We start from the raw sequence: 10,469 nt of genomic DNA on the forward strand, positions 1-10,469 counted from the left end.
GGAAGCCCCGATAGTTATCGGAGTTCGCGGCGAGCGATACTACAATAAAATAAAGTGTCCGTTATAATTTGGCTTTTCTTATTTGAATTATGAAAGAGGGCTACTATTTCTTAGCGTACAATTCACGCACGGTATATACGTATCGTGTCAGTGTTTCTGTTTCTGCAGCGGTAAGTTTTGCTTTGGGGGCCATCTCTGCAATTTCTTTTGTCCATTCGGCTTCGCTGCGACTGGGAATATTCTTGGCCTGATGACACTGGGTACACTTGGTAGTAAATATAGTGTGGCCTGCAGCAAGTGATTCCTTGGTAGCATCGGGCCAGCGTTTTTGTGCAGCAGTAAGCTCTTTATCAGCAGGTGCAGTCAATATAAATTGAGGGCCCGTACATTGGTATAAGGTGAATGTGGCGAAGGTCATGATGGTGATGATGGTGATGATGGAATTTTTTTTCATGTATATATGATAGTAAATAAATATTGTGCTTATCTTCTCTTACCCAATTTAAAATAGCGGAGTATATTAAAACCAAAGTATAAATCGCCTTTGGTCCATTTGCCTGCGGTGCTTGGAAGAAATATATTTTCGACCATGCCTCGCGAATTACTCAATACCAACTGAAATACATGCCCCCCTGTTTCTATATCAAAACCTATTGACAAAGGATTCGTGGTGGTGCTATTTTTATAGCGGTTTAATACGGGGTAATACTCTACATTAAAACGTGTACTGCGATTAATTCGGAAACTTCCGCCTACACCCATTATATATAAATCATTGGGTTCATCGGCAGCGATTACCAAGTTTTGATGGAAGAAAGTAGGCATTAATTGTAATGACATTTTTGAGCTAAACTTACGGGCTACGAGTAATTGATGGGTAAAAGACATTCTCGAAGTTGCAAAGTTTTTTCTGGCATCCAAGCCCAACTCCGACCATTTTTTAGTGAAGTAGCCCATATTAGAAAGCCAGGTCATGGATATAGATTTACTGTTTCGGCCTTTGCCCGTCTGTGTCATGATTTTATATTTTAACAGACCTGTAAATGTTTTATTTTCGTTGCTGCGGCCAATTCCCATAGTAAGTTTATCGGTAACCCCATAATCAAACCCCATAAACATTTGGGCATTGTCAATCCCAAAAAATTGATAAGGACCTTCATTCACACGGCCAAAACGGTGATGTATCTTGTAGTCCAAGTGTTGTTTGGCAACGGTCTCTGTGGTATGCCCATTTACCAAACGATTGCCTTTGAACATGCCCGAAACTGGATCGGCCTTTTCGTTAGAATCGTTAAGCAAAGCCAACATATCATCTTGTGCCTGTATATTTCCCACTATGAGGAAAGCTACTATATAAGTATATATTTTTTTCATATAATATATTTTTTACATTATTATTGAGGGAATGATCTTTGTTCCCAAATTTTCAATTGTGTTATTTTGCAATCAGAAAGTTTAAGGTTGTTTTTTGGCATTTTGGAGCACGCTCCAGTTGTTTGCTCAACAGTACACATTAAGTTGCGGTTGGTAAAAGCATCCCTTAGGCCCGCATAGGTATCAGTAACTATGTTACTCATAGCCGATGAAGTATTATGACAACCACCTAAACTGCAGTTCTGGTCCATTATGGTTTTTATAATGTTTCCATACACCAAATTTGTTGCCGTAGTATCGCATGAGCTGATGGGCTTTGGATACAAATTAGCTTCTTTATCATAATAGCAAGAGCTAAATCCAATAACTGTAATAACGCAAAGGGTAAAAATAATTTTCTTCATATATTTATATTATTGATTATTTTACAAATATTTTGTCGGTGTTTACTCCGTGGCACGAGCCGCATGAACCATATGCCAACGCTTGCCCCATATAGGCTTTATTTCCTGCCACACTCACCACTTCTACATAATAAGGTGTACTGATTTTATAGTTGGCATTTGAGTAAAAATTTCCTTCATTATCAACCTGAATCGTTTTTAATAAAGAGCCTTGACCACCTGGTTGTGAGTACAGATTTATGACCCCTCCATCTTTATAGGCTGTAGTCCTATCTTCCTTATATAAAGCACCTCCTAAAGTGATTTTTTTACTGCCACTTTGATGCTCATGACAACTGGTGCAATCGCCATTCATATTTTTACTTTCAGTATCTCCCGTTGTGCTATAATAAGTATCCTTTAGGCTCGTCACATCCGCAATGGTATGCTTGCACGTCCAAAACAAAAAAGCGGCAAACAAAAGTATGACGATGTTTTTTTTCTTCATTTGGAATAATTTGAGGGCAAATTTAAGAGAAAAAACCAATGGTTTTTGAAAGACAGACCATAAAACTAATTGATTTTTCTCAATTATTTTTCAATCATACTAATCAAAGCCGAATCGGAAGGTGAAGTTTTCGATGAAAAATAACCTAAAAATTTACCGTTTTCATCTAATAAAAACTTGTTGAAATTCCATTTTACTTCATGATCTTCCACGCCGTTTAGGTTTTTCTCGGTAAGCCATTGGTATATGGGGTGTTGTTTTTTGCCTTTCACGTCTACCTTCTCGGTAAGCGGGAAACTTATTTGATAGGTGGAGCTGCAAAATTGCTTAATCTTGGGAAGAGAATCTGGCTCTTGCCCACCAAACTGATTGCATGGAAAACCTATAATAACCAATTTGCCTTTGTACTTATTATATAACTGCTCTAGTCCTTGGTACTGGGGCGTGTACCCACAATAGGAAGCCACGTTTACGCACAATATTTTCTTTCCTTTATAGGCCGAAAGGTTAATCGCATCCCCTTCTATAGAATTTATTTTAATCTTATAAAAATCTTTTTCTGTTGTAACGTCATTGGGTGGTGCGGGTTTGCACATCAAATTTAACAGGCCAGCTAGTGTAAAAAATCCCAAAATTGATTTTGCTTTGTTTATCATTTTATATTGTTTCTATATATTGTTTTATATCTTCCATCAACCATTGGGGCGTGGAGGTAGCTCCGCAAATACCCACAGATTTTCCTGCTGAAAACCAGTTGTTTTCTATTTCATTTTTACTACTTATAAAGTACGTAGTGCTATTATACTCTTTGCATACATTATATAATACCAATCCGTTCGACGATTTTTTGCCAGACACAAATATGATAATGTCGAACTTGGTGGCAAACTCTCGCAACTGAATATCTCGGTTTGAAACTTGTCGGCATAATGTATCATTGAAATTTACTTCCACACCACGGTTCTGCAATTCTTCTTTGAGTGCATATAGTTTTTTGGTACTCTTGGTAGTTTGACTATAAAGAGCAACTTTGGCAGGTAATGGATAATTGTCCAATTCGTCGAATGTCTCTATCACTGTGGCTTCGCCATTTGTTTGCCCCACTAGTCCTTTTACTTCCGCATGGCCATGTTTGCCAAAAATAATAATTGGGCTTTCATTATTATGAGCTTCACGAACTCTGTTTTGAAGTTTTAATACCACTGGGCAACTGGCATCGAGGAGATGTATATTGTTTTTAAGTGCCAATTCGTAGGTGTCAGGAGGTTCACCATGGGCTCTGATAAGTACAGTCTCATTGTGCAGTTGACCGAGTTTTTCGTGGTCAATTATTTCGAGGCCCTTTGTTTTAAGGCGTTCCACTTCTTCATCATTGTGTACGATATCGCCCAAACAATATAAATGTCCTTGCTCGTCCAAATAATCTTCGGCCATCTGTATGGCATAAACTACTCCAAAGCAAAAGCCCGAATTGTCGTCGATGGTTGCTTGCAAGTTCAACATTTACTGCAAAAATAGCCTTTATACATTCAATATTAACAATTAAAATTCATCACTATAAATTCGAGAAGATATTATATAAACGAACTACCTTTGCATTTGTTTTAAAATCACAAATATATATCAATGATACATCTCGACGAAATCATCCAGGTTCTCAATAACCGCAGCCCTGACAGGGTGGGTATGGGTTACCGCTTGGTACAGTTTTTTAATCCTGTGAGCATTATCGACGACCAAATACAATATACGCAGAATATAAATGGGGTAAGTCGAGAAGAGCATTGGCAAAAACATTGGTTTGCTTTTGCTACCGATGAATTTGGATCACCCATTTTTCTGGATATGACCTCTGGAAAGATATACACGGCCAACAACGACAACAGCGAATGGCAAGCTTATTATGTAGCTACTTCGCTCGACAATTATATAAATGCCCTAGTAGAAATTAACAATATTGCCGAAAACCGTGAAACACCTGACCAATTAAAAGAAAATCCGGTTCCTGAAGCCATTTCAGATTCTATCATAGCTATGATAGACCATGCAAACCCTGGAATTGACCTTTGGTATTGGGAACTCTTTATGGAAAATTATGATGATGGCAATGATTTAGAAGAGCCCGATTTATAATATTAAAATTGCTCATGAAATATATATTCTGTTTTCTTTTTTTGCTCGCAGTAACAAATTCTGGTTTTTCTCAGCTTCTAGATTTCAACCCTTCTCTTGCCGACTTTGGGGTAGTATATAGCAAAGACTCCCAAACTAGGATAATAAAAGTAAGCAACCAAACCGCTAAAACTTTAATTATATATAAAACCCAATTATTTACCCAGCATTTTTATACCAGCGATTCTGCTTTTGTATTACCGCCCTATGGCGAAAAAAGTATTGCAATAGGATTTTCTCCCTTGCATAATATCATACATGCATCCGAACTGTTTTTTCATATACAAGGTCATGGAACCTACAGTCTGCACCTATACGGGCAGGGTCGCTACAAAGAAAAATATTATGACTCGACAGAGAATTTACATGAGGAAGCATTGAAAACATCATTGAAAAATATATTGACAAAAAACTATAATAGTTTGGGTTATAATAGTGCCCGAGATAATATGTATATGCAGTTTGACAATGGAAAAAACAATGGGAGCGGCGATACGGTGAACACTTTGGAATGTGTTTATACAGGAAGAGTCATTAAGAGTTATGCAAATCGTCAGGACGCTCAAACAAATTATAATTTTAATACCGAACATACCTGGCCGCAAAGTTTATTCAGTAGCCAGGAACCGATGCTAAGCGACCTGCACCACTTATTTCCTGTTGATGAAAATGCGAATTCTACGCGTAGCAATAATCCTTTTGGTGTGGTTACGAATCCTCAATGGCAACAAGGGGGTAGCAAATCTATAAGCGAACTTTTTGAGCCCAAGGATTCCCACAAGGGAAGGGGAGCAAGAGCCCTACTATATTTTGCCATTCGGTATCAAAACTATAATAGTTTTTTAACGGCCCAGGAAAATATTTTACGACAATGGAATACGCAATATATACCCACGCAAAAGGATTCTCTGAGGAATGAAGCCATCTATAAATTGCAAAAAAACCGCAATCCTTTTATCGATCATCCTGAGTTGGCAAATCGTATAACCAGTATATCCAAATTTTCTAATACTCCCTATAACGACAGTTTTTATATATTCGATTCTGCTATTAATTTGTCGGGGAATTTGCAAGATACTTTATTATATACAATCACAGCAACAGGTTTGGGAAATCAAACCTTATTGTTTACCAATATTAAAACAAATCTGTTCGCCAAAAATGTGGCGGCCATTAGCTGCGATGCAGGTTTCGCAGGTAGTTTGAATCTAAAATATATTTGTAATACTTCAGGAGTTTTTATAGATACTATTGTAATGGATTGTAGCCATAATACCATCAAAAATATACTTGTTCCTGTAAAAATTACGGTTTTGCCAAATAGTATATATAATAGTAGTACTAGTTATAATATTAGCATTTATCCAAATCCCGCCCGCCATCATATTAATATAGACTTGAAAAATAATATCGGTAAATCCATCATGAAATTATATAATATTACGGGCCAACAAATATTGGAAACTATATTATATAATAGTATGAACACTGTTGATTTACCTAGTGTTTCAGGGATGTATTATATAGAGATATTTACCCATGATGGTGTGATCAAACAGAAGGTGGTGGTGGAGTAATTCTACCGTCATTCTGAGCGTCCCGAAAGCATTCGGTACCGCAAAGAATCTCATTGTATCGAACGCGGTAGACAGACGCAATTGGCAGATTGACCATATCGAATTCAAAAGATTCTTCACCACGAAGCGTTTCGCCGCGGCTAACAGAATGACGACTTAAAAGATATCCTACTCCAAATCCGTACTCAACTTAAACCTACAAATACGGTTATTATTCTTATCGGCAACAAATATCATACGTTTGAAATAACAAACACCACTGGGTTCATCAAAATTAAATAAGCCTTGTCCTTTGCCGCCAAACGATGCATAGAGTTGTTTGGTACTGCCATAATTGGCGGGCGGGTTCACGCCTTCATAGCCACGTGACGTAAATTGAAACAATGAATCTTTATTGGCATCTACCACAAATATATAAGCACTTTGGTCACCGGCTATATACACGTCCGCCGGATTTTCAAAACGATTTGCTTTATATAGAAAGCTGCTCGCCCTAGTATTATCATAGTTCAGCATATTGGTATTTTCTATATAGGTAATTCCCACATCAGGGTCGTTAAATTGCTTAATCCATAAAGTGCGGAACTCCAATGACTGTGCAGGGGCAGCTTGGGTAACCATAAAATCGGCACTGGGGTTCATGCCAAAAACACGCTGCGGCGGTGCAGCAAAAGTAGCAATGGACGAAAGTCCCATCACCGATTTTAAACTGGGAGCGTTGGGGCTTAAACCATTAGCATAACCCGTATTGATTCCATCTTTGCTAAATATCAAAACATTATTATCGGCAATGGCTGGAGAATTCTCAGGCATTAGGCCTGTGCGGGCCACATATAAGGTATTGTCAGCCGTGCAAGCCAATCCAGTGAATTTTACTTCTTCATCTTTCGCTCCAAAACCTGTTCTCGTGGCATCACAGTAAGGATGTATTATGGTATCTATGATTTGATAATTTCCTGCTGCAGTATTAATCAAATGATATACTGCCGCTACATTTTTTGTTTGTCCGCCTACTATAATATTTACCCTTCCTGCCACATAGGTATGCAAGCGACGGTCTTGGGTTACATCGGTGGCTCCGGGTATATATATAGTTTGCTGCAAGCGACCTGCTTGGTCTAATATATTCAAGCCTTTATCATCAATAACATATAATAATTCATCGAAGCCCATTACCACATCTATAGGATGTGTAAAGCCTGTAAAGAAAGGCTGAATGGGTACATAGCCCACACTTGCTGGAACTAAATTGGGGTCTATTTTCCCTTTGGCCAATATATCATCAACTGCCTTGTCTTTCTTGCTTCCCATGCATGATGCGAAGAATACTAAGCAAGCCATAATATATATATATGTTTTGTTCATTGTTTATTGTTTATTTGCTTGCAAAAATAGTAGGTTTATGTTAGGAAATTGATATGACTGCAATATATGTGCTCAGAACATAAGCTGCACTTCAGTGGTTGGTGAAAACACACATCCACAGGTATCTGGGGTTTTTATTATGTTTTGAGTACCTATATGGCATCTGTTGTAATATATAATTCTATTAAGGCACAAAATTAAACTCCGTCTTTAATTGCTCTAAAGTTTTTTCCAATACATTCACATCCATTTTAATATCAGTAAACGGACGGTCGGTTCCATCTTTACTTTGTATAGAAATTGTATAGGCAATATCAACTCCGCCAATCAATTTGCCAAAAACAGTATAGTTTTTATCCAACTGGTGAGTACCCGTTTTATTGGTCACCACGTAGAATTGGCTGCCACTTGATGCCTTTTGTGGATTGTTGGTGCGGGCTGCACCTATAGCCCCATAAACATGTTTCAAACTGGTATCTGATAGCTCCGCAGGTATTGTGTAACCGGGGCCGCCTTGCCCATCATTGGTTGGGTCAGCATCTTTACTATTGGGATCACCACCTTGAATTACAAAATCTTTCACAATTCTATGAAAAGTGGTATTGTCAAAAAATCCAGAATCGGCAAGTTTTAAAAAATTAGCTCGGTGCTTTGGGGTTTGTTTATATAACCACATATACATTGTGCCAAAACTTGTTTTAATTTCAATAATCTTTTCGGTTGGAGCATTCACAGTTATATATGCTTTCTTTGTTTGCACATTTGATGCATCTTTCCCACTTGCAGTGAGTGTTACATCATAACTACCACTAGTAGTATAAGTATGTGAAGGATTCTGCTCGGTAGCGGTTGTTCCATCTCCAAAATTCCACAACCAAGAAGTAATTGAGCTGCTTGAGATAGTAGACAGGTCAGTAAAAGCAATGACCAAGGGACTGTTGCCACTTTGCACATTCGATTTAAAATCGGCAGTAACCGATACTTTTTTACATGCTTGTACAAATACAAGCGTAAAAAGCAAACTTGAAAAATAAATGATTTTTTTCATGATAATTTTTTATTAGGTTATTATATATATTATTTTAAAAATTTATTCGTGACCGCAACTATACGCTTCTTGCTCTATTTCTGCACCCTCGGTACTTGGGGTTTCTTTACTTTCTTTATTATAGTTCACCATGTTTTTCAATATTTGTTCTTTCAACCATTTTTGTTGTGCTATAATATTTTGTTGCTGTTCAATATCATAATAAAGTTTTCCATCCACAAATGTTTTTTGGCAAACCGCATATATACTTAAAGGATTGTTATTCCATATTACTATATCGGCATCTTTACCTACTTTAATACTTCCGGTTTTATGGTCAATATGCAGCATTTTTGCAGGATTTATGGTGCATAGTTTTATGGCCTCAGTATCACTCAAGTTGCCATATTTCATGCTCTTCGCCGATTCTTGGTTCAAGCGTCGGGCCATCTCTGCATCGTCGCTATTTACACTGGTTACCACACCTATTCTATATAATATAGCAGCATTATAAGGAATGGCTTCCATCACCTCATATTTGTATGCCCACCAATCGGCAAAAGTACTGGCAGCCACACCATGCTTTTTCATTTTATCGGCTACTTTATAACCTTCCAAAATATGCGTAAAAGTATTCACCTTAAATCCAAAACTATCGGCCACATGCATCAACATATTGATTTCACTTTGCACATAGCTGTGGCACGTAATAAATCTTTTCTTGTCCCTAATTTCAACCAAGGCATCCAGTTCCAAATCTCTGCGTGGTTTATTTTTTTTTGTGGTATTATATAAGTCCCATTCCTTTTTGTAATGTGAGGCTCGTGTAAAGGCATCTACCATCGTTTGCTCCACACCCATGCGTGTTTGCGGATATCGAACGGTATTGTAGTCTCCCCAATTGCTTTGTTTTACGTTTTCGCCCAAGGCAAATTTTATCTGTCCGGGCCATCCTTCAAATTTCATGGTTTCTGCATTTTGGCCCCAACGCATTTTTATCAATTGTGTTTGCCCGCCTATACAGTTTGCAGAACCATGTAATAAATGACTGGTAGTAACTCCACCTGAAAGTTGACGATAAATATTTATATCTTCAGGGAATACCACATCGCCTATACGAACTTCACTGGTCACACTTTGGGTGCCTTCATTCACATCGCCTGCAATTGCAATATGCGAGTGCTCGTCTATAATACCTGGAGTGAGGTATTTGCCCGTTCCATCTATAGTTTCACAGCTTTTGCAAATTAAACTTTTGCCAATATCTTTTATTTTACCATCATCAACAAGTATATCAGTATTATATAATATTCCAACATTTTCAGCAGTATATATAGTGATATTTTTAATGAGGTATGGTTTAGCTTCTGGCAGTTTAATATTGCCAAAAGCGATAAATGGTTTAGGTAAATCTAAGCGTGGCAAAGCCTTGAGAGCAACAACAGAATCAGGAATGGCATCACTAAACTTACTAAATTTAATGGCAAGATTATTATAATATAATTGCAAATTTATTTTTCCCGTAATTTTTTGTGTATCAATTTGCAAAATCAATTCGCCAAAAGCAGGATTTGATTTTTTAATAGTATGGCGACCATTATCAACTGTTACTTCATGTTTCCAAATCCCTTTCGTACCCACACTTTCAGAACTCACTATGATAGTTTCTCCTTTTCGTTTTACATGCAAAAAATATCGTTTGTCGGCTAGTATCATACTATAAATTCCCTCTGCTTTGCTCACGGACTTCATATAGTTTTCGTTGCTATACACTTCTCCTTGTATAATATTATCAATAATCATAAAACGGTCTCCAAACAAGGTATCGGTACATATAATAAAGTTGGCTAGTTTTCCATTTTGTAAACCCCCAACCATATTCTCGATTCCCATCATTTTTGCAGGATTTTTGGTGAGAGCATTCAAAGCATGTGAAGCAGGCAAACCGTAAGCAACTGCCCTTTTCAAATTCTTATAGAACTCGTTTTTGTTTTTCAAATCATATATCGTGAAGCAAAACTCAATTTTCGCCGAGTCAAGTAAATAGGGGTTATAAGGCGACA

At 37.4% G+C, this 10,469-nt stretch carries 11 protein-coding genes; 2 read left to right on the forward strand and 9 right to left on the reverse strand.

Translation table 11 applies throughout. The features are described from left to right. Positions 1 to 103: 103 nt before the first annotated feature. From SGJ10_07075 to SGJ10_07100, 6 genes are all read right to left on the reverse strand, one after another. Positions 104 to 454 carry a hypothetical protein gene (locus SGJ10_07075; GenBank protein ID MDZ4757882.1) on the reverse strand — a complete coding sequence of 117 codons (351 nt, stop codon included), beginning with the start codon at positions 452 to 454 and terminating at the stop codon, positions 104 to 106. 29 nt (positions 455 to 483) lie between these two features. Further along, positions 484 to 1,374, reverse strand: a complete 891-nt coding sequence (locus SGJ10_07080; protein MDZ4757883.1) for a DUF5777 family beta-barrel protein — start codon at positions 1,372 to 1,374, stop codon at positions 484 to 486. 20 nt (positions 1,375 to 1,394) lie between these two features. Beyond that, entirely contained in the window at positions 1,395 to 1,778 is a 384-nt protein-coding gene (locus tag SGJ10_07085) for a hypothetical protein (GenBank protein ID MDZ4757884.1), read from the reverse strand. Positions 1,779 to 1,794: 16 nt separating this feature from the next. After that, entirely contained in the window at positions 1,795 to 2,265 is a 471-nt protein-coding gene (locus SGJ10_07090; protein MDZ4757885.1) for a hypothetical protein, read from the reverse strand. An 83-nt stretch (positions 2,266 to 2,348) separates the two neighbouring features. Continuing rightward, positions 2,349 to 2,921 (reverse strand): glutathione peroxidase, encoded by a 573-nt coding sequence (locus tag SGJ10_07095; GenBank protein MDZ4757886.1) that lies wholly within the window; start codon positions 2,919 to 2,921, stop codon positions 2,349 to 2,351. A gap of 1 nt (position 2,922) precedes the next feature. Then, entirely contained in the window at positions 2,923 to 3,768 is an 846-nt protein-coding gene (locus SGJ10_07100) for a 4-hydroxy-3-methylbut-2-enyl diphosphate reductase (protein ID MDZ4757887.1), read from the reverse strand. Between the two features lie 123 nt (positions 3,769 to 3,891). On the opposite strand from SGJ10_07100, the gene SGJ10_07105 reads away from it, so the two are divergent. Both SGJ10_07105 and SGJ10_07110 read left to right on the forward strand, forming a co-directional pair. After that, a complete protein-coding gene (locus SGJ10_07105; protein MDZ4757888.1) occupies positions 3,892 to 4,398 on the forward strand; it encodes a hypothetical protein in 507 nt (168 codons plus the stop codon). Positions 4,399 to 4,412: 14 nt separating this feature from the next. Then, entirely contained in the window at positions 4,413 to 6,014 is a 1,602-nt protein-coding gene (locus SGJ10_07110) for an endonuclease (protein MDZ4757889.1), read from the forward strand. 168 nt (positions 6,015 to 6,182) lie between these two features. On the opposite strand, the gene SGJ10_07115 is transcribed toward SGJ10_07110, so the two are convergent. From SGJ10_07115 to SGJ10_07125, 3 genes are all read right to left on the reverse strand, one after another. Next, positions 6,183 to 7,379 (reverse strand): hypothetical protein, encoded by a 1,197-nt coding sequence (locus SGJ10_07115; GenBank protein MDZ4757890.1) that lies wholly within the window; start codon positions 7,377 to 7,379, stop codon positions 6,183 to 6,185. Between the two features lie 184 nt (positions 7,380 to 7,563). Next, on the reverse strand, positions 7,564 to 8,427 hold the full coding sequence (locus SGJ10_07120) for a peptidylprolyl isomerase (GenBank protein MDZ4757891.1): 864 nt from the start codon (positions 8,425 to 8,427) through the stop codon (positions 7,564 to 7,566). A 42-nt stretch (positions 8,428 to 8,469) separates the two neighbouring features. Then, the coding region (locus SGJ10_07125) for an amidohydrolase family protein (GenBank protein MDZ4757892.1) at positions 8,470 to 10,469 on the reverse strand (2,000 nt) is incomplete at its 5' end.

Source organism: Bacteroidota bacterium (assembly GCA_034439655.1).
Classification (GTDB): Bacteria; Bacteroidota; Bacteroidia; order UKL13-3; family UKL13-3; genus CANJUD01.